The organism is Paraburkholderia sp. BR10872, from assembly GCF_040965835.1.
Taxonomy (GTDB): Bacteria; Pseudomonadota; Gammaproteobacteria; order Burkholderiales; family Burkholderiaceae; genus Paraburkholderia; species Paraburkholderia nodosa_A.
Window position 1 is genome coordinate 1 of record NZ_JBFRCN010000149.1, and the last position, 765, is coordinate 765.

A 765-nucleotide genomic window follows, 5' to 3' on the forward strand; every position below is an offset into this window, starting at 1 on the left:
GCCGCGCGGCGCGCAACTGGGAGTGTTTCGACCAGATCCTCGCGTCGCTCAAGGACCTGAACGAGGACGAGACGCTGCTGATCCAGTCGGGCAAGCCCGTGGGCGTGTTCCGCACCCATGCCGACGCTCCGCGCGTGCTGCTCGCGAACTCGAACCTCGTGCCGCACTGGGCCACGTGGGAACACTTCCACGAACTGGACCGCAAGGGCCTGATGATGTACGGCCAGATGACCGCGGGCAGCTGGATCTACATCGGCTCGCAGGGCATCGTGCAGGGCACCTACGAAACGTTCTATTCGGTCGCGAACCAGCACTTCAACGGCGACCCGAAGGGCCGCTGGATTCTCACGGGCGGCCTCGGCGGCATGGGCGGCGCACAGCCGCTCGCGGCGACGATGGCGGGCTTCTCGATGATCGCGGTGGAATGCGACGAGACGCGCATCGACTTCCGGCTGAAGACGCGCTACGTGGACCGCAAGGCCAAGACCATCGACGAGGCGCTGGCCATCATCGAGGAAGCGAAGCGCACGGGCAAGCCGGTTTCGGTGGGCCTGCTCGGCAACGCCGCCGATGTCTTCGCCGAGTTCGTGAAGCGCGGCATCACGCCTGACTGCGTGACCGACCAGACGAGCGCGCATGACCCGATCAACGGCTACCTGCCGCAGGGCTGGACCGTGGAGCAGTGGCGTGAAGCGCAGAAGGTCGCGCCGGAAAGCATCGTGAAGGTCGCGAAGGAATCGATGGCCCACCAGGTGCGCGCGATGC

1 pseudogene is annotated in these 765 nt (G+C 66.4%); it reads left to right on the forward strand.

Annotation, left to right across the window (positions count from 1 at the left end):
* Positions 1-765, forward strand: a pseudogene (locus AB4Y43_RS40455) (urocanate hydratase); the annotation flags it as partial.